The following is a 19,002-nucleotide window of genomic DNA, read 5'->3' on the forward strand; positions in this document are numbered from 1 at the left end:
ACATCTACTCACTTTGTTTTGAAAATAGGGTGTTTAATGCGTTTAATAACGCCTGTTGGAAACGTTCCGGATCCTGAATCTGTGGTGAATGACCTAAATCATCAAACAATATCAGATGTGAATCCGGGATTGCTTTTGCCGTTTTTCTGGCTAACACGGGATAGTTACCCAGTTGTTTTTTGATGTCGTCAGAAACAAAGGCTTTGCCGATAGCCGTATTATCTTTCTCACCGATAAAGAGCCATGTTGGCACTGAGAGCTGATCAAATTCGTGCACAACGGGCTGCGTTAAAATCATGTCGTATTGAATAGCAGATAACCAGGCCGAGTCTTCCTTATTTGCTCTAAACTGTATCATTAGCATATCTACCCACTTCTGATAATTATCATGCCATTGACCCGCATAGTATGTTTTTTGCTGATATGTTCTGGCACGCTTCGTAGTCAGTGTCAGTTGGTTTTTATACCAATCTTTAATTGATACATACGGCACACCTTTAGCTAACCAATCTTCCAGACCAATTGGATTGACTAAAAATAAAGCATCAACATTGTCCGGATACAGTAAAGCATAACGTGTTGCCAGCATTCCACCCATTGAGTGGCCGACAATAACTGCTTTATCAATACCCAGTTTTTGTAATAAATTCCAGCTATTGGTTGCCAGTTGGTGGAAGCTGTATTGGTAATCAATCGGTTTTGATGATTTACAAAAACCTATCTGATCTATCGCAACAACCCGATATCCAGCCGCCGCTAGAGCTTTAATTGTTTCTCCCCAGGTAGCCGCACAGAAGTTTTTACCGTGAAACAATACAACGGTTTTCCCATTGGCTTTTGCTGTCGGTTTTACATCCATATAGGCCATTTCCAGCTGCTTTTTCTGGCTGGAAAGTGGCATAAACTGAACAGGATAGGGATAGTCAAAATTCTCTAACCGAAACCCCGTTTTATTGTTTGCAGAGACAACGGTACTGATCAGCAACAGCATAAATATCAAACTAACGGTACGGTATATCTTCATCATGACTAACTAGTTACCTGTTTTTCTGATTGTTTTGACTCGAGAACATAAACATTAATGATATTTAGCAGCGGTAATAAAGATATTAAATGACTCACACCAAATCACCACAGCTTGATAATCAGCTGGATTAACCCCGTCAGGCATATCCAGCAAAAAACTATTAAAGGTTCTGACATCTCCTACCTTTAACATCTTATCTTTGTTTTTTAAAAAGTCGGTTTTATTCTCAACAAACACCGGCGATAAATACAGCTTGTAATCCGGACCGGGGGAGATTTGTCCATCAAATGCTATTTTTTGAGCATTGATATATATGGTTCCGTTGCCGTAATGGAGTGCATCACTTCCTTCAAGATCACGTTCAAACTGCCCGGTGAATAATGCTGATGTCGCAACTTTACCAATATCTGTCATGGAAGGTTTATCAGGTTGAGTCAGTATCGGTAAAGCATAAATACCTAATGCAAAACCAACTACCAACATCAGCCCATGTGTTATCAGTAATAATACCTTTTTCATGGATTACCTCCCTTTAGCCACGTTACTGTTGCACTGAAAGCGCTTGTATCTGCCGTTTATTCTTATTAATTTACTGCTGTAAACATTTAGTTGCTGCACATGCTGCTCAACTATTGCATGCATATTTTTCAGTAATTCTGGAGCACGAGTGGCGATCATTCCATTTCATCTTCTTTTGACTGCGATAACCATTATTTATGGTATGAAACGACCCTTTCCACTTCATTTTTCGAACCAAGAAAAACTGGCACACGCTGATGGATAGATTCAGGTTGTATCTCCATAATACGTTCCCTACCGGTGCTACTGACACCACCTGCTTGCTCAATAATAAAACTCATCGGATTTGCTTCGTACAGCAGACGTAACTTCCCGCCTTGCTTTGCAATGCGGCTATCGAGTGGATACATAAAAATCCCTCCGCGTGTCAGAATACGATACACCTCCGCTACCATTGAGGCATTCCAGCGCATATTGAAATTCTTCTCACGCTCACCATCCACACCTTGAATACATTCATCAATATAGCGTTTAACAGGTGGCTCCCAAAAACGCTGGTTCGACATATTAATCGCAAACTCTGAGGTGTCCTCAGGAATCTGCATATTCGGATGGGTCAGCATAAACTCACCAACCTCTCTATCCAAGGTAAACCCATTTACACCAAAGCCAGTGGTAAGAATGAGCATGGTGCTGGGACCATACACACAAAATCCGGCGCAGACTTGCTCTGTGCCCTTTTGTAAAAAATGTTCGTGGCTGGGAGTTTCGATGCCTTCAGGACAACGTAATACGGAAAAGATGGTACCTACGCTCAGGTTGATGTCTACATTACTCGATCCATCTAATGGATCAAAACATAGTAAGTACTTACCTTTTGGGTAATCCTCAGAAATAGTAATAACGTCATCGATTTCTTCTGACACCATGGCGGCAAGGTGGCCAGTCCAGTTTAAGTGCTCAACCATTACATCATTGGTCAAAATATCGAGTTTTTTCTGATGCTCACCCTGCACATTATTACTGCTGGCATAACCTTCAAGCCCTAAGATGCTGCTTCGGTTAACTAAGTTCGCGATTTTTTTACAGGCACTAATAACATCATTTAACAGCCCGGTTAAATCATCAGCCGCGGAAGAATGAGTACGTTGGGTTTCAACAATGAACTGATTAACTGATTGTCCGATATCAGACATAAAGACGTCTCCGTTATTAACACATTAAAGTTATCATTATTTCTAACACGGAGAGAAAAGAAACCCGGCTTATAGCCGGGTTTTTAAGGTTTAAATCTTAATTAAAATCTCACCCATACCTATGCCGGAAATATCACCAGCATAGCGTTGAACTCGTGAAAAAGGTTCAATTTCAGCGAACTTGGTATCAAACTTTTTGAAGGATGCAAACATCAATGGTAAAAAAGCTAATGTATGCGAACCGCAGTCATTAAAGTTAGCAGAAATACCTTGTTCTGGTGCCGATGTCAGTAATAAGGTGCCACGTTTCATCGCGTAACCAAAATGCTTACCCACACTACCTAACACGGCAATTGTGCCAGACACCATTCTTGAACCACAGTAATCACCGGCATTACCTTCAATGAAGATATAACCACGACGCATATGGTCACCTGTTCTGGCACCCGTATTACCTGTGACAATCACGGTACCACCGGTCATACCATTCTTATAACCAATACGCGCACCGCCAAGGAAATCCCCTGCATTACCATTAATTTTAATGGTACCGCCCTTCATTTCACAGGCAGTGTAAATCGCAGTATTGCCATTAACAACGATATCACCCGCTGCCATAAATTGACCAAGATAAGCACCGGCATCACCATCCACCGTAATCTTACCGGTAGTCATCGCATGACCAATATGATCCAGTTTGTCTGTAGCTTTAACGAAATGAATATTCGCAACATCATCACCCTGAATATCAAAGATCTCGTCAGTACGAACTTTTTGATTACCCACAACTAAGGTGATCGCCGCAATGTCCGCGGCTGTTTTATCCGCCAGTTTATCTGCTGTTAATGGTGAACAATCCACCCGCTGTGCAGGTGACGTTTTTAACGTGAATGTTAATGCACTCATGCCATGATCTCCTGCAAGTGGAAGTGATATGGACCTAATTTACCGCCATAGTTACCAGCACTGATACGACGAATACCGTTTTCAGCGCCTAAGTCACATATAGCCTGGATACCAACTCGCATCGCTTTATCAATATCTTCTTTGGTCAAACCGTCAATAACAATTTCCATGACTGATTCAACTTCCGGTGATAAATCACTCTTTGTCTGACCTTTTAAAGTCGGACAGAAAGCATCATTGGTAGACGCATTAAGAGCTTTAAATTTCGATCCTACTTTAGAACCTGATCTTACAACACCACCAGGGAAAGGCATGATGACGTTTGGTATTTTTCTCATTTCTTCAATTGCCGCTTCACACGCGGCTAATGCTTGTGCTTGTGATTCAGCCAATACCAAGAAGTTACCACCACCGACAGAATCATGAACACCGGTTTTTTCCTGCGTTAAAAATTCACCATCCATGACAGGAATACGCCAGTAACGTTTGCCATCAATCATTTTTGAAATCTGGAAACCATCACCGAAATAACGCAGGTTCTGGCCTAAAGCGATTTCTTTTTCACTGTTATCCAGACCAGAAAATAAAGCTGATGTAGGTGAGGTTAAGATACATTGGCCAGCACGTGTTTCCACTTGTTTAGCCAAACCTTTACCACCCATTGCAAAGATAAGCACTGATACACCAGGACGACCATCTGGTGTTTCACTTGGATCCAGTTCGCGTTCAATACCTGCTTCACAACCACAGGCGATAACTGAGGTAGCAAAACCAGTAAATGCTTGCGCTGAAATCATGGCCCACTTAGCATTTAATGCCGTAATAATCAGCCGAGTGCCTTTCATCGGAAAAGCTTCAGCAAACGTCTCGTCTATAGTGACGCCGTTGATAATCATAACTTGCCTCCTTTTTTCAACGGCTGTACGGTCAAACTTCCGCGGCCATCATCAACGATTTCATCATCACTGATTTTGAAGTTACCCATGGTCATTGTGTGATATTTATCGAAGTATTCTTTTAATGGTTTTTCAATACCTTTGTCATATTCAGGTTTGACCACATGCGTCGTACCCCAGGTGACTTTCACCAGCTCACCATTTTTCACAACGATATTGCCATCTTTAAATACATAATCAGGTGAAGTGAACATTTTTTCACGATCTGCATGATCGGTATATACCGTGATATCTGCAGCAGCACCAACACCTAAGTGTCCACGATCTGCCAAACCGACCAATTTTGCTGCACCAGCACGTGTCATGATGGCAATATCGTAAAGACTGTATTCACGATCCAATGAGGCTAAATGCGTGGCATTTTGTGCTTCTGGATGCAGTGTAGACAACATATCGTTACGGAATGATTTATCCATTAACAATTTAATCAGGTGTGGATAACTGGTAAACGGTGCACCATTTGGGTGATCCGTGGTCAGGAAGATACGCCATGGGTCATCAACCATCAGGAAGGTTTCCAGACCAATCATCCATTGCAAGGCATTTACAAAGCTTTGATCTTTGTATTTAAACGGTACAACACCACAACCACCATCACATTCAATATCCATACAAACCCATTTATTCGGGTGTGCATGTTTGCTGCCATCAAACTGACGCATATTATCACCAGAGGCAGTGACTGTTTGGCCAAACAAAATCTGACCAACGTCGACTGTGATATTTTTGTTTCTGTTAATAGATTCAGCAATCTCGGCTGCACCTGATGAGAATTTAAAGTCACCTTCTGTGCCATAACTATGGAACTGAATGTGCGTTAAATGCATCGGCAAACCTTCAATACCTTGAATCGTATCGAGAGTTGTATCTTTATTACCTGGTACACCAAGATTACAACCATGCACATGCAATGGATGAGGTACACCAAGCTCCGTCACTGCACGTGATAAACGCTGAAGAATCTCACGTGGAGACACATTGTAAAAACTATTGTTCTCGTCTAAATCCAACTTACGCTGGTTAAATTTGAATGCGTTAATACCGCCAGGATTGACCACTTTCAGACCAATCGCCTGACTATGGGTTAAAGTCCAGGCAACATAGTTATTGATCGCTTCCTGATCTTCATTTGCCGCCATCATGCGTAACAGGAAGTCATCACTTCCCAGCATGGCATAACCACCTTTATCGATAATCGGTGTGTCATGCATTTCCATATGTGCCTGACGCGCATTTACTGGCATGACCGCAGGTTCAAAACCTGCTGTGTAACCCATTTCAGCGTAGCGATAACCAGTTGTTAATGTACTTGGCGCAGCGTGACCACAACCACTTCGCATTAACTCAGTACGTTCAACCAAGGATTCAGCATGATCTTCCGGCAACATCGTGCGGGCAATATTGACCTTACCGCCACCAATGTGGGTGTGCATATCAATCGCACCAGACATAACCACTTTGCCACGAACATCAATTTCTTCATCGACTTTACCATCCGCCGGCGCATCCACTATGCGGCCGTCTCGGATGTAAATATCTCTTACAACATCATTTTGCCCATGTTCTGGGTCAAAAATGCGTCCACCCGTTAATTTTGTCAGCATATTTTTTCTCCGTTTACAGGGCTTTCTCAACAGCAGTCAGCACGTCATAAGTGCTGGGTAAGCCACTGTCACGTAATTTTTTAAGTGGTAATGACACAGAACTATCACAGCGGAAGGTACGACCGACGTGATCAATGCCTGGCACACCAACAGGAATAAAGACTTCCGGTTCCTGCTCAAAAGTCATTCCTGAGCGGCCTAAAACAACAGTTGGTGTTTCTGTTTTTGGCGGCGTTAACTGAGTATTAAAACTGGAAATCCACACCAGGCAATCCACTTCACCCTCATCAAGCATACGCTGACCACGGTTCATATACGGATCATAGTCAGGCATATTTCGGCTAAAGCTAGTTCGCATTGGATAGCCAGCTTGCCAGGAGGACACTGCATTCACCGTTGTGTCACCATCCTTACCGCCTAACATCAAACCATTACAACGTGTGGTTTCATTGACTTCTTTGATCATTTCACACAGGTTTTGAATGCTTGCTTCAGCATGTTCCATACTCATTTCAGAACCAGACCAGGTCAGAACGGAATATTTTGCAGCATTAATTTTTTCAGCGAGTTTAGAAAGTTCTGAAACGGCAATACCACCGACAGTTTCAGCCTGTACAGACTTACCTTTTACCAGAGCACGTAATACAGAAATCACTTCAGGTAAATCATCGGTATCACAAGGCAGAACAGACGCTTTTTTACCAGAGGGTGAAGTGGAAGCATCACCAGAAGGCGTTTTCCCTAAATAAATGACTTCCCGAGATTCAATATCCTGACCGAACATGCTTTCTTGTGGCCAGATCATACGTTCATAAAAACGGGGAAAACCTTTTTCAATATCACTACCGACAACGATAAGTAAATCCACACGGTTTCTGACTTCAGTCAGCGTGGTTGTCATATAGCCGGTATCCTGCAGCACCAGAATATTTTTAAAGGCATTATCGGAATAAAAACTGTCGACCGTTGCTCTTGTTGCATCAGCTACTGCCATTGCTGCACGAGCACCGTTTAAATCGGTTGCCATACCGCCTATCAGCGGCTGTTTGCTAGATTTCAGCAAACTCGCAATATGGTTTATGGCCTGTTCAAATGAAACATCCTGACCTTTTATTCGTGGTGAAAGATCGGTTATGGGTGTCTCAAAGCCAGGTTTGGTGACCGCATCGCCATTTTCTTTCACCGTGACAGTATTGCCTTTAACTTCAATGACTAAATCATCGGAAGCAATACCACAAAAAGGACTCACTACATCTTCAAAGATGTGAGCTTCTGTATTGTCCGTCATGTCGGTGTCCTCAATTACTCAAATTACAAAACTGAAATCAGTAGCGCTTGATAATAAACAGCCTGGACCATGACAGTCACGAATTAATTCAACTTTCTATTATCAATTATGTTTGGCTCGCAAAAGGAGTGAGTCAATATTGTTATCACGTAACTGCTTCTGCAATGCATCAGCTTTACTACGTCCAGCAATAGGGCCCACCTGAACGCGGTGCCACGTTTCTTTATTATCTATAGTAACGCTCTGAACTTTAGACTCAATACCTAATAAGGCTAATTTTGCCCTGAACCCATCAGCGTCACTTGCTCGCTTAAACGAGCCAACTTGCAACATATAACTGACATCAGCTTCAGCAGAGGGTTGCGTATCACTACCAATAGTCGCTTCAGCTGCGTCTGAATCATCTGATGGCGAAGTTACAATAGGTTGAGAACCCTTATTTTTTTTGTCGACCATGACTTCCATCTCAGGAAGTAAGGTATAAAAATCAAAAGTTGGTTCTACACCTTCTTTTTTTGCAGGCTTTTGTTTTTGTTTAGACTCGGTTGTTTTCACACTGCCTGAGGTATCGGCAGGAACATTATCTTTGAGGTGCAATAAAAACATCACAAATGCGCCTACTGCAAAACTCAATAACATCGGCCCCCATGGCAGGGAGCGTGATGAAGAGTCGTTACGTGTATTTCTTTTTGCCGCCAATGCTCAACCTCTTACATAGACTCAGGCGCGGAAACACCCATAACCGATAATGCATTTTTAATCACTTGTCTGACTGCTGAAACCAGTAACAGACGTGCCTGACTCAATTCCGTATCATCCACAATAAACTGATGTGCATTGTAGTAAGTATGGAAATCACGAGCTAAATCAGTGAGATAATGCGCTAATAGATGCGGTGTATGATTTAATGCTGCTGTTTCCAGAATCTCAGGATAACGCGATAACATCGTCATCAGAGCATCTTCATGTGACTCAGTCAGCTTAGCTAAATGTTGTTTTGCTGCTTCAGCATCCCATTGTTGTCCACGCTCAGCCAATTGTCTGAAAACGCTACACACACGGGCATGAGCATACTGAACGTAATACACAGGGTTATCGTTACTTTGTGATTTTGCCAGTTCAAGATCAAAGTCCATATGCTGATCAGCACCGCGCATCACATAAAAGAAACGGGCTGCATCTTTACCCACTTCATTTCGTAATTCACGCAGCGTGACAAACTCACCACTACGGGTCGACATACCCACTTTTTCAGTGCCACGGTACAGCACCGCAAATTGCACCAACAAAACATTTAATTTATCTGCATCCAGCTGCATTGACTCGACAGCGGCTTTAACGCGTGGAATATAACCATGGTGATCGGCACCCCAGATATCAATAATGCGATCAAAACCACGTTGGTATTTGTTGAGGTGATAAGCAATATCAGAAGCAAAATAAGTAGCCTGACCATTATCACGCACAACTACGCGATCTTTTTCATCACCAAAAGCAGTGGATTTAAACCACCATGCACCTTTGTCCTGGTATAGATGGCCTGACTGTTTCAGCATCTCAACAGCTTTGTCTACATCCCCTGACTCAACTAATGAGCGCTCAGAAAACCATTGGTCATACTCTGTACCAAACTCAGCTAAGTCATCACGAATGTCATTGAGGATGGCATTTAAGCCTTTATCAAAAATAATTCGATAGTTAGCTTCTCCTAATAAGCTTTTCGCTTTATTGGTTAATGCATCAATATGCATTTCTTTATCGCCACCTTCTGGCTCATCAGCAGGAATATCTTCAAATACCTGGCTGGCAGATAATAAAAACTGGTTACCAAATTCAGTTTTTAACTCACCTGCAATATTTCTTACATATTCGCCTTGGTAACCATTACTTGGAAAGGTAAACACTTCACCAGATTCATCCAGATAACGGAGCCAGACACTGGTCGCCAGAATATCCATCTGCCGGCCGGCATCATTCACATAGTATTCACGGTGAACATCAAATCCTACAGCCGACAATAAACTACTAACCACTGAACCATAAGCAGCACCACGACCATGTCCGACATGCAAAGGACCTGTGGGATTAGCAGAGACATATTCAACTTGAACTTTTTTACCCTGGCCAACCTGGCTTAAGCCAAACTTTTCACCTTGTTCAAGTACATCTTTGATGACTTGCAGGTTTGCTTCAGCAGAAAGGAAAAAGTTAATAAATCCAGGTCCGGCAATTTCAACCTTGGTGACAAATTCTGTAGCGGGTAATGCTTCAATGATTTCCGTAGCAATTTGTCGAGGATTCATTTTGGCAGGTTTTGCCAGCATCATGGCAATATTTGAAGCAAAATCACCGTGAGATTTATCTCTGGTTCGTTCGATCTGAATTTCAGGTAGTTCAAACTCTAAAGCATGTTTCTGAGTAAATGAGGATAAAGCCTGACCAAGCAGGTTTTTCAGTTGATTTTTCAACGTTGATGAACCTTGAATGCAATTTGAATAGTGTCGCGCATTTTACCCGATCATCAGCTTGGATTACATCCTTGTTTCGTTATCGTTTTAAGTTCACATTTTCATTTACAAAAGATCGACAGGATCAATATCAATGGACCAACGTACTTTTCTTGCCAGTTTATGCCGTGAAATCACACTGATATGCCGATCCAATAATTGATGTAATGGTTTTCGTTGTGCACTACTCAGTAATAATTGTGCTCTGAAGCGTCCACCTTTTTTTTCCATAATAGCTGGAACAGGTCCCAAAATGAGAACGTCCTCTGATGCTTGCTGATGACATTGTGCGCTGAACTCTTGTAAAAACGCAGTTGCTTCCTCTCTATCTGTAGATTCAGCCCGGATAACAGCCCAATTAGAAACGGGGGGTAATTCCATGTCAATGCGTTCTTCCAACAAACTTTCTGCTGTTTTTTTATAACCGTTTTTGATGAGATTCTTCCAGAAAAAATGTTCTGGTTGTTCAGTCTGAATCAGAACTTCACCGGACTTATCTCCACGACCAGCTCTTCCTGTGACCTGAGTAATCATTTGTGCCAGATTTTCTGTGGCTCTGAAATCAGCACTATACAAGCCCTGATCAGTATCAAGAACGCCGACTAAGGTGACATCATGAAAGTCATGACCTTTCGCCAGCATTTGTGTTCCTACCAGAATTCTGGCTTCCCCTTGTTTAATATCAGCAACCAAATCTGAAAAAGCATTCACTCTTTGTGTGGTATCACGATCAACTCTAATAACCGGGGTTTCAGGAAAGAGCTTTTGTAAATGCTGTTCAACTTTTTCTGTTCCAGCACCATAACTTTTCAATGATTTTGATTCACATTCTGGGCACTCTTCGACTAGGCGCTGAATAAAACCACAATGATGACAAAATAAAATATTGCGATGTTGGTGAACGACCATCCTTGCATCACAGTGTTTACATTTAGCCTGCCAGCCACAGTCATGACACATCAAAACAGGCGCATAACCACGACGATTAATAAACAAAATAACCTGGTTACCTGCATCCAGATGTTTTTTAATTGCTTTGAGCAATATATCACTAAAGCCGTGTTCCGGATTTGCCTGACTGTTATCTACTAAACGTACTGCGGGTAATTGAGCACTACCTGCTCTTTGCGTTAATTCAAGTAATTGAAAACGCTTAAGTTTAACTTGATACAAACTTTCTAGTGAGGGTGTAGCACTTCCCATTACGATGGGAATATCGTATTTCTGAGCTCTGATAAGAGCAACGTTTCTTGCGTGATAGCGTAAGCCATCCTGCTGTTTATAAGAACTGTCATGCTCCTCATCAATGATGATAAGCCCAGGGTTAATTAATGGCGTGAATACAGCTGATCTTGTACCGATAATGACATTTGCCAAACCTGCTTTTGCTAATAACCAGGCTTGTTTTCTTTCTTTATCTGAAACGGACGAGTTAAGAATAACAATGGTGGTATTTAATCTTTTTTTAAAGCGATCAACAAACTGTCCTGTCAGCCCTATTTCTGGAATAAGTATTAAAACCTGTTTATTGGCCTTTAAAGCTCTTTCAGTAAGCTCTATATAAACTTCTGTTTTACCGCTACCGGTAATGCCTTCTAACAAAAACGGTTGGAAGTGATCGTGTTTTTCCCAGACGCTGTTTACGATGTTTTGCTGTTGTTGATTGAGTGTTAAATCAAGATTCAGTTCATTACTTGGAATAGGTAATTTTGCTTTTTGCTGTTGTGATATTAAGCCGGCTGTTTCGAGTGATTTCAGAGAGCTGCTGACATTGCCTAAATACTGTTTGAACATCGACTGACTAATGCCATCGACATAATCTTCTAATAAATCCAGACATTGCTGCTGTTTGGAACCAATTTTTTTATCTGCTGTTTTTTCTGTCCTGAACCACCAGCTTTCCGTATCGAGTTCTGCTGGCTTACCTGTTCTTAGTAATTTTGGTAAGGCTGTCTGAAAGCATTCTCCTAGTGGGTGGTGATAATACCGACTTACCCAAAGTAATGTTTGTATTAATTCATCAGGAATTAATTTTGAGTCATCTAATCTTTCTTCAATTGCTTTAAGTTTTGTTATTTCAACTTGATCGGTGATCTCACTGATCTTCATGACGATGCCAATACAAAGTCTATTGGCAAAATTAATCTTTACCCGAGTACCTATCTCCCACTGTGATGCAGGTAAGTCAGAAGTGTAATCAAACAATTGTCTGAGAGGACACGGTACGCTAATGTGAAGTATGCAAGTCATTAATTAAACATAAAGAAAGAAAGATATTTTTTTAGTGATGTTAATGATTAATGCCTGTGGATTGTTGGATAGTTCTTATTACAACATATAAATCATAATGTTACTTATGTGTCGACATGTTGATAACTTTAAAGCTGCGCAGGCTAAATCCTGTGGATAAAAGTTGTAGTTATCCACAGGTAAAGTTATCCACAGCTTGTGATCGATCTTATAGGGATCTTATACAGCACTTATTACGAGTAGAATTTAACACTATTCTGATATAAAAATTTGTTTGGAGAATGCATGAAAATAGCAATGATTGTCGCTATGGATGAACAAGGGGTGATTGGCAAAGAGAATGATTTGCCATGGAAGATTTCTGCGGATTTACAGTTTTTTAAGCGAACAACCATGGGTAAACCCATTATTATGGGAAGAAATACACATGAATCTATAGGTAGACCATTGCCAGGTCGAAGAAATGTCGTTGTCACATCACAAAATGATTATATTGCGGAAGGATGTGATGTTGTTCATTCATTGGAACACGCATTTTCTTTATGTGAGAATGCCGAAGAAGTCATGATTATGGGGGGCGCATCGCTCTATAAACAATGTTTTCCGCTGTGTGACAAACTTTATATCACACAAGTCCACGCCACCGTTGAAGGCGGCGATACCTGGTTTCCTGAATGGGATCGTTCTGAATGGAAACTGGTCAGTTCAGAAGACCATCTAGCGGATGAAAAAAATCAATATGATTACAGTTTCATGCTGTTTCAGAAGATTCAGAACAAATGATCTGTAATGCATGCTGTAAGTGTTCTGCAGCTTCATAACCTAAATCAGTCAGATAACCACCATCATGTTGGCTGATAAGTCCTTTTTTATATAAATTCTCAGTGGCATCGATCATTTCTTGTCTGGCGTTGTGGTGTACTTTAATGCCTGCTTGGGTACTGTTTAATGGGAATTGAAGTAATACTTCGATTTCTTCTATTAAATATTGTTTGATTGTCATTGTCTGAGCCTTTTGCTGTTTTTATGGATTTAAAATAGCATAAAGGCTGAAATTCATTTAGGTATTTGTGAAATATATCGGAATATTTTCTTTTGTATAGAAATATGATGGACTTAGCTAGAATCTAGCCGTTATATAACAATAATGACAATAAGGGAGAAACAACAATGGCTGCTCCAGTAATTACCGATAACCCTCTTTACCAACTACTACGTGATGGTAAAGTTCAAGAATTTAATCAACGTGTTGCCGCCGGAGAACAGGTGGATCTAACAGGGTGTGATTTCAGACATTTAACCTTAGTTGGTTTGATAGCAAAAGGTCTTGATTTTTCAAACAGTTATTTCCGCCAAGCTGACCTGAGAGGCATTGATTTTACTGAATGCGTTAGCATGGAAGGTGCGAGCATTCATGGTGCAAAAATTTCAGGCGTCTATTTCCCTAAACAAATTGAAGCGGAAGAAGTTTTACTATCTCTGCAGCATGGTACTCGTATGAGATATAAACTTTAGACGTCTTGCTGTTTTTTAGGTAAAAAGCGGGCGCTGAATAATCCCATTTCAAATAACAGCCAAATGGGGATAGCAAGTAAGGTCTGTGAAATTACATCTGGGGGCGTGAGTAACATGCCTATTACGAACGCCCCTACGATGATGTAAGGCCTTTTTTCTTTTAATGCCTCTACTGTTGTCGCCTTAGTCCATATAAGTAGTACAGTGGCAATAGGTACTTCAAAGGCTAAACCAAAAGCAAAAAATAGTTTTAAAACAAAATCCAGATAACTGCTGATATCAGTCATTACTGCTACCCCTTCAGGAGCAGACTGAGTTAAGAAAGCAAAGATCAGTGGAAATACTGCGTAATAGGCAAAAACTATCCCCAAGAAAAATAAAATCGTACTGGCAAAGAGGAGAGGAAATACTAGTTTCTTTTCATGTGAATATAAACCTGGCGCCACAAAAGCCCAGAGTTGATATAACAACACTGGTACCGCTAAAAGGATTGCAGTACTTAACGTTAATTTAAAGGGGGTCAAAAAGGGTGAAGCGACCTCGGTCGCAATCATGGTGCTGCTTTCTGGTAATTGTTTTAATAGTGGTTCGGATAAAAAGTGGTAAAGGTCATTAGAAAAAGGCAGTAAACATAAGGCAATAACCAGTACAACCAATACGCCTCTCAGTAAACGATCTCTTAGTTCAACCAGATGTGATATCAGAGGTTGTTGATCGTTATTATCCATCTTTTTTATCTATCTCTTCAGGGGGATCTGTTTTTTTTACTTCATCCAGTCTTTCATCAATATGAATTGTTTGATTCATATCAGACATGGTTTGGTTGGTTTTATTCAGAGCATCTTTAAGCTCTTGTGCGCGAAGTTCTTTTGAAATATCCGTTTTGATAGCATGTAAAGAAGCTTGAGCTCGCCCTATCCATAACCCTGTCACTCTGATGAGTTTAGGCAGTCTTTCTGGACCGACAACAATCAGTGCTACAAGAGCAATAACTAAGATTTCCCAGAATCCAATATCAAACATGGCAAATACGCCGGTTTAGGTTAGTGAGAAGTTTTATCTTTACTATCGCTTTTCTGTGATGATTCATGCGAATCATTGTGCTGAATAGAATCATGTTCACCTTTTTCGATGTCATCTTTTCCATCTTGCACTGAATCTTTGAAGTTTTTAATGGCACTACCTAAATCCCCACCTAAGGAGCGTAACTTTTTTGTACCAAATAATAAAATCACAATGGCCAAAACAATCAGTAACTGCCAAATGCTAATACCACCTAACATGGTTATCTCCTAGTTAAATCCTGGCATTTTAGCGCCGCCAAGGATGTGAATGTGCAGGTGATCTACTTCCTGGCCGCCACCCGGTCCGGTATTGATGATGGTTCTAAAACCATTATCCAGACCTTGGCTCTCTGCAATTTTAGGCAGACTGAGCATCATATGTGCGATAAGTGAAGCATGTTCCTGAGTAGCGTGGTCTAACCTTGCTATATGTTGTTTTGGAATAACTAATAAATGTACCGAGGCTTTTGGATTTATATCTTTAAAGACATAAATTAGCTCGTCTTCATAGACCCGGCTTGAAGGTATTTCACCTGCGATAATTTTGCAGAAGATACAATCGTCCATTATTTACTCCGGTTAGCCTTTTCTTCCAGGCCTGACAGGCCAAAACGTCTTGCAAGTTCATCTAGAACTGCTTGAGTATCGATATCATTATGCGCCAGTAGAACAAGACTATGAAACCATAAATCAGCGGTTTCATAGATGATCTCATCTTTGTTTCCACCCTTACCTGCAATGACAGTTTCTACTGCTTCTTCACCTAATTTTTTCAGGATTTTATCTGTGCCAGCAGCATACAGACTTGCTACATAAGAACTGTCAGCATCGGCTGATTTACGCTCAATGAGAACCTGACTAAGTTGTTTTATTATATCGCTCATGAATAGATATCTTTTGGATCTTTTAAAACAGGCTCAACAGCTTGCCATTGACCTTCCTGAAGCTCATTAAAGAAACAGTGATGACGGCCAGTGTGGCAGGCTATTCCGCCTTTTTGAATCACTTCGAGCAAGATAGCATCATTATCACAATCCATTCGTATAGATTTAATAATTTGTTGATGCCCTGATTGTTCACCTTTATGCCATAACTTTTGTCGGGAACGAGACCAGTAAACTGCGTGCCCACTTTCTGCAGTCAGTTGTAAAGCATCTTTATTCATCCAGGCTAAAGTGAGTACTTGCTTGCTTTCAAACTCTTGTGTAATAACAGGAACAAGTCCATCGCTGTTCCATTTTACTTGTTCTATCCAAGCTGTCATTTACAGTCTCACCTCAATACCCTGCGCTGCCATTTGTTGTTTTGCCTCTCCAACTGTGTGTTCACCAAAGTGGAAGATACTTGCAGCTAAGACAGCATCAGCATGGCCAAGTTTTATACCATCTGTTAAATCTTGAAGTTTGCCAACCCCACCGGACGCAATAACGGGGACATTCACTGCATCGCTGACTGCTTTGGTCAGAGCTAAGTCAAAACCTGACTTTGTGCCATCTTTATCCATACTGGTTAACAGAATTTCTCCAGCACCGTAATCGACCATTTTTTTGGCCCATTCAACAGCATCAATCCCTGTGGGTTTACGACCACCGTGGGTAAAAATTTCCCATTTGTCAGGTTCGTTTTCGGCAGAGACTTTTTTAGCATCAATCGCTACTACAATGCATTGTGATCCAAACTTTTCTGCTGCTTCACGCACAAATTCCGGATTATTAACTGCGGCAGAGTTGATACCCACTTTATCCGCACCAGCATTAAGCATCCGGCGAATATCTTCAACCGTTCTTATTCCACCACCAACAGTTAATGGAATGAATACTTGACTGGCTACCGCTTCGACAACATGTACCATGGTATCGCGTTCAGCATGTGTGGCTGTGATATCAAGAAAAGTTATTTCATCAGCGCCTTGTTGATCATAGCGTTTAGCAACTTCGATAGGATCACCGGCATCTCTGATATCAACAAACTGGACGCCCTTAACGACACGTCCACCATCAACATCAAGACAAGGAATAATGCGTTTAGCAAGAGCCATGGTTATTTTTAAAACTCCAACGGCGGGTTTAATTTATCGGCCAGCTCCTGACCTTTTTTCAGATCGATGCTGCCTTCATAAATCGAGCGGCCTAGAATAGCTCCCATCACACCCTCATCTTCACAAGCACATAAAGATTCGATGTCTTCATAGGAACTGACACCACCAGATGCAATCACGGGTATTTGAATTGTGCGAGCCAAGTTACGTGTAGATTCAAGATTGAAACCCTGCATCATGCCATCCCGGCTGATATCAGTATAAATAATGGCCTCTACCCCATCCTGCTCAAATTGCTGGGCAATATCCACCACATCGTGGTTGGATAACTTCGACCAGCCATCAATAGCGACTTTACCGTCTTTTGCATCTAAACCAACGATGATATGACCTGGAAATTCGGCACATACATCACCCACAAAATGCGGTGCGTTAATGGCTTTGGTTCCCAGTATGACGTAGCGAACACCGGCGTGAAGATATGTTTCTATCGTTTCTTCATCACGAATGCCACCCCCAACTTGCACATCTAGCTCAGGAAATGTTTTACAAACTTCATGAATAACTTCAGCATTGACAGGATTACCAGCAAAAGCACCGTCTAAATCGACCATATGAAGCCTTTTTGCTCCGGCTTCTACCCATCGACGGGCAACGGCAACTGGATCCTCTGAGAACACGGTGTTATCTTCCATTCGCCCCTGACGCAAGCGCACGCAGTGACCTTGTTTGAGATCAATGGCAGGGATTAACAACATAATCTTACTCCGTTTGTTGATGTTGATTAGGACTGACCGTCCCAGTTTACAAAGTTTTCTAATAATTGAAGCCCAGCACGCTGACTTTTTTCAGGGTGAAATTGGGCTGCGAAGATATTGTCTTTATACAATGCGGCGGCAAAATCATCAGGATAAGCTGAAGTGCCAGCAATAACCTGTTTGTCTTCAGGAGCAGCATAAAAACTGTGTACAAAATAAAACCGACTGCTTTGCTCTATGCCTTTCCATAAAGGATGTGAACAGGTTTGGTAAACCTGATTCCATCCCATATGTGGCACTTTGAGTTTTTCGCCATCAGCATTTTTGGCAGGCTGAAATAATTTGACTTCACCAGAGAAAATATCAAGTGTGTTCACGCCATTATTTTCTTCACTGTGAGTCAATAAAGCCTGCATACCTAAGCATATGCCAAGAAAAGGCTTTTCCTGAGCGGCTTGTTTAATAACCTGTTCGAGTTCCAGGTGTTTTAGTTCAGCCATACAGTCACGTATTGCTCCAACGCCTGGAAATAAAACATGACTGGCAGAAAGGATGGTTTGAGGATCTGACGTAACAACAACAGAGGCATTATTGGAAACTGCTTCCAGTGCTTTTGAGACAGAGCGTAGATTACCCATCCCGTAGTCAATCACTGCTATGCGATGCATGTTAAACCTGTTTATTTACTTAATAATTTATGGCTAATAATTCTTATAAAAAGATTATAAAGCACCTTTAGTTGAAGGCAATTGTTCTAGTGCGCGCTGATCCAGTGAAACAGCCATTCGTAATGCACGACCAAATGCCTTAAATATGGTTTCAGCTATATGATGTGCATTGCGGCCTTTCAGATTATCAATATGTAATGTAATGCCGGCGTGATTTACTAAGCCTTGGAAGAATTCGTAGAACAGGTCAACATCAAACTCACCAATTTTATCGCGGGTAAATGTCACATCAAACTCTAATCCGGGACGGCCAGAAAGATCGAGTACAACGCGTGATAATGCTTCATCTAGCGGTACGTAGGCATGTCCGTAACGAACAACCCCTTTTTTATCACCTAATGCTTTTTTTAATGCCTGACCGATGGTGATGCCCACATCCTCAACGGTGTGATGTGCATCGATGTGTAAGTCGCCATTTGCTTTAACACTTAGATCAAACAGGCCATGACGGGCGATTTGATCCATCATGTGATCTAAAAACGGGACACCTGTTTCGGCGTTGAATTGACCGCTACCATCCAGATTGATTGAAACTTCGATCTGTGTTTCCAGTGTGTTTCGCGCAACTGACGCGCTACGAGTGGTCATTTGATTTCCTGAAAATTAGTAATAAAAGGAGATAATAACTGTTTCGAACAAGGGTTTG

23 protein-coding genes are annotated in these 19,002 nt (G+C 41.4%); 2 read left to right on the top strand and 21 right to left on the bottom strand.

Translation table 11 applies throughout. The features are described from left to right. Nucleotides 1–4: 4 nt before the first annotated feature. The 10 genes from BM232_RS04315 to BM232_RS04360 all read right to left on the bottom strand — a co-directional run bounded on the left by BM232_RS04315 (nucleotide 5) and on the right by BM232_RS04360 (nucleotide 12,253). The gene (locus tag BM232_RS04315; RefSeq protein WP_091711952.1) at nucleotides 5–1,027 is read right to left on the bottom strand and encodes an alpha/beta fold hydrolase; all 1,023 of its coding nucleotides are present in this window, start codon (nucleotides 1,025–1,027) and stop codon (nucleotides 5–7) included. Between the two features lie 51 nt (nucleotides 1,028–1,078). Then, the gene (locus BM232_RS04320) at nucleotides 1,079–1,546 is read right to left on the bottom strand and encodes a DM13 domain-containing protein (RefSeq protein ID WP_091711953.1); all 468 of its coding nucleotides are present in this window, start codon (nucleotides 1,544–1,546) and stop codon (nucleotides 1,079–1,081) included. Between the two features lie 191 nt (nucleotides 1,547–1,737). Further along, nucleotides 1,738–2,742, bottom strand: coding sequence for a class 1 fructose-bisphosphatase (locus BM232_RS04325; RefSeq protein ID WP_091711954.1), 1,005 nt, complete (start codon nucleotides 2,740–2,742; stop codon nucleotides 1,738–1,740). A 90-nt stretch (nucleotides 2,743–2,832) separates the two neighbouring features. After that, on the bottom strand, nucleotides 2,833–3,648 hold the full coding sequence (locus tag BM232_RS04330; RefSeq protein WP_091711955.1) for a formylmethanofuran dehydrogenase subunit C: 816 nt from the start codon (nucleotides 3,646–3,648) through the stop codon (nucleotides 2,833–2,835). Beyond that, nucleotides 3,645–4,544, bottom strand: a complete 900-nt coding sequence (fhcD, locus tag BM232_RS04335; RefSeq protein WP_091711956.1) for a formylmethanofuran--tetrahydromethanopterin N-formyltransferase — start codon at nucleotides 4,542–4,544, stop codon at nucleotides 3,645–3,647. Before fhcD ends, BM232_RS04330 begins: the two co-directional genes overlap by 4 nt. After that, nucleotides 4,541–6,208 (bottom strand): formylmethanofuran dehydrogenase subunit A, encoded by a 1,668-nt coding sequence (locus BM232_RS04340; protein ID WP_091711957.1) that lies wholly within the window; start codon nucleotides 6,206–6,208, stop codon nucleotides 4,541–4,543. Before BM232_RS04340 ends, fhcD begins: the two co-directional genes overlap by 4 nt. 13 nt (nucleotides 6,209–6,221) lie before the next feature. After that, nucleotides 6,222–7,496 (bottom strand): formylmethanofuran dehydrogenase subunit B, encoded by a 1,275-nt coding sequence (locus BM232_RS04345; RefSeq protein WP_091711958.1) that lies wholly within the window; start codon nucleotides 7,494–7,496, stop codon nucleotides 6,222–6,224. 102 nt (nucleotides 7,497–7,598) lie between these two features. Next, nucleotides 7,599–8,195: an SPOR domain-containing protein gene (locus tag BM232_RS04350; RefSeq protein ID WP_091711959.1), complete on the bottom strand. Its 597-nt coding sequence runs from the start codon at nucleotides 8,193–8,195 to the stop codon at nucleotides 7,599–7,601. A gap of 11 nt (nucleotides 8,196–8,206) precedes the next feature. Then, entirely contained in the window at nucleotides 8,207–9,964 is a 1,758-nt protein-coding gene (gene argS / locus BM232_RS04355) for an arginine--tRNA ligase (RefSeq protein ID WP_091711960.1), read from the bottom strand. A 105-nt stretch (nucleotides 9,965–10,069) separates the two neighbouring features. Continuing rightward, entirely contained in the window at nucleotides 10,070–12,253 is a 2,184-nt protein-coding gene (locus BM232_RS04360; protein ID WP_091711961.1) for a primosomal protein N', read from the bottom strand. Between the two features lie 285 nt (nucleotides 12,254–12,538). Here BM232_RS04360 and folA point away from each other — a divergent pair, with 285 nt between their 5' ends. After that, the gene (gene folA / locus BM232_RS04365) at nucleotides 12,539–13,036 is read left to right on the top strand and encodes a type 3 dihydrofolate reductase (protein ID WP_091711962.1); all 498 of its coding nucleotides are present in this window, start codon (nucleotides 12,539–12,541) and stop codon (nucleotides 13,034–13,036) included. On the opposite strand, the gene BM232_RS04370 is transcribed toward folA, so the two are convergent. Next, the gene (locus BM232_RS04370) at nucleotides 13,005–13,256 is read right to left on the bottom strand and encodes a TIGR02647 family protein (protein WP_091711963.1); all 252 of its coding nucleotides are present in this window, start codon (nucleotides 13,254–13,256) and stop codon (nucleotides 13,005–13,007) included. The genes folA and BM232_RS04370 overlap by 32 nt on opposite strands. 167 nt (nucleotides 13,257–13,423) lie before the next feature. On the opposite strand from BM232_RS04370, the gene BM232_RS04375 reads away from it, so the two are divergent. Then, nucleotides 13,424–13,768, top strand: a complete 345-nt coding sequence (locus tag BM232_RS04375; protein ID WP_091711964.1) for a pentapeptide repeat-containing protein — start codon at nucleotides 13,424–13,426, stop codon at nucleotides 13,766–13,768. Here the strand turns inward: BM232_RS04375 and tatC are convergent. The 10 genes from tatC to hisB are packed head-to-tail and all read right to left on the bottom strand — an operon-like array spanning nucleotide 13,765 to nucleotide 18,944. Beyond that, a complete protein-coding gene (gene tatC, locus BM232_RS04380) occupies nucleotides 13,765–14,496 on the bottom strand; it encodes a twin-arginine translocase subunit TatC (protein ID WP_091711965.1) in 732 nt (243 codons plus the stop codon). The two genes, BM232_RS04375 and tatC, sit on opposite strands and share 4 nt — an antisense overlap. Next, nucleotides 14,489–14,791 (bottom strand): Sec-independent protein translocase protein TatB, encoded by a 303-nt coding sequence (gene tatB, locus BM232_RS04385; protein ID WP_091711966.1) that lies wholly within the window; start codon nucleotides 14,789–14,791, stop codon nucleotides 14,489–14,491. The genes tatC and tatB overlap by 8 nt, the downstream gene beginning before the upstream one ends. 20 nt (nucleotides 14,792–14,811) lie before the next feature. Further along, entirely contained in the window at nucleotides 14,812–15,051 is a 240-nt protein-coding gene (gene tatA, locus BM232_RS04390; protein ID WP_091711967.1) for a twin-arginine translocase TatA/TatE family subunit, read from the bottom strand. Nucleotides 15,052–15,060: 9 nt separating this feature from the next. Further along, on the bottom strand, nucleotides 15,061–15,399 hold the full coding sequence (locus BM232_RS04395; RefSeq protein WP_091711968.1) for a histidine triad nucleotide-binding protein: 339 nt from the start codon (nucleotides 15,397–15,399) through the stop codon (nucleotides 15,061–15,063). Further along, a complete protein-coding gene (locus tag BM232_RS04400; RefSeq protein WP_091711969.1) occupies nucleotides 15,399–15,716 on the bottom strand; it encodes a phosphoribosyl-ATP diphosphatase in 318 nt (105 codons plus the stop codon). The genes BM232_RS04395 and BM232_RS04400 overlap by 1 nt, the downstream gene beginning before the upstream one ends. After that, on the bottom strand, nucleotides 15,713–16,096 hold the full coding sequence (gene hisI, locus BM232_RS04405; RefSeq protein ID WP_091711970.1) for a phosphoribosyl-AMP cyclohydrolase: 384 nt from the start codon (nucleotides 16,094–16,096) through the stop codon (nucleotides 15,713–15,715). Before hisI ends, BM232_RS04400 begins: the two co-directional genes overlap by 4 nt. Next, the gene (hisF, locus tag BM232_RS04410; protein WP_091711971.1) at nucleotides 16,097–16,870 is read right to left on the bottom strand and encodes an imidazole glycerol phosphate synthase subunit HisF; all 774 of its coding nucleotides are present in this window, start codon (nucleotides 16,868–16,870) and stop codon (nucleotides 16,097–16,099) included. It lies immediately after the preceding gene. Between the two features lie 8 nt (nucleotides 16,871–16,878). Then, on the bottom strand, nucleotides 16,879–17,628 hold the full coding sequence (gene hisA / locus BM232_RS04415; RefSeq protein WP_091711972.1) for a 1-(5-phosphoribosyl)-5-[(5-phosphoribosylamino)methylideneamino]imidazole-4-carboxamide isomerase: 750 nt from the start codon (nucleotides 17,626–17,628) through the stop codon (nucleotides 16,879–16,881). Nucleotides 17,629–17,654: 26 nt separating this feature from the next. Then, on the bottom strand, nucleotides 17,655–18,296 hold the full coding sequence (gene hisH, locus BM232_RS04420) for an imidazole glycerol phosphate synthase subunit HisH (protein WP_091711973.1): 642 nt from the start codon (nucleotides 18,294–18,296) through the stop codon (nucleotides 17,655–17,657). A 54-nt stretch (nucleotides 18,297–18,350) separates the two neighbouring features. Continuing rightward, entirely contained in the window at nucleotides 18,351–18,944 is a 594-nt protein-coding gene (gene hisB / locus BM232_RS04425) for an imidazoleglycerol-phosphate dehydratase HisB (RefSeq protein ID WP_091711974.1), read from the bottom strand. Nucleotides 18,945–19,002 lie beyond the last annotated feature (58 nt).

The organism is Methylophaga sulfidovorans, assembly GCF_900114205.1.
GTDB classification, from domain to species: Bacteria; Pseudomonadota; Gammaproteobacteria; order Nitrosococcales; family Methylophagaceae; genus Methylophaga; species Methylophaga sulfidovorans.